A 230-nucleotide genomic window follows, 5' to 3' on the forward strand; every position below is an offset into this window, starting at 1 on the left:
CGTTGTCCTTCCTCAGCAAGCCGGGTCTGCTGGAAGCCGTCGGCGGCGCCGAGGGCAAGTACGACCGCGGCCTGTGCCTCGGCTGCTTCACCAACGACTACCCGACACCGGTCGAGTTCGGGGACGCCAAGGCGACGAGCTGCAGCTGCGACTGTGGCCTGGCGCGACGAGTGACTGACTGGCTCAATCGCGTGTGCCTCGTGGTAGGGGGGCGGATAGCGGCATTTGGT

The 230-nt window shown here is 67.0% G+C and carries 1 pseudogene; it reads left to right on the forward strand.

From position 1 onward, the window contains the following. Positions 1–230, forward strand: a pseudogene (locus KVT38_RS34395) (hypothetical protein); the annotation flags it as partial.

The organism is Cohnella sp. GbtcB17, from assembly GCF_019091135.1.
Lineage (GTDB): Bacteria > Bacillota > Bacilli > Paenibacillales > Paenibacillaceae > Cohnella.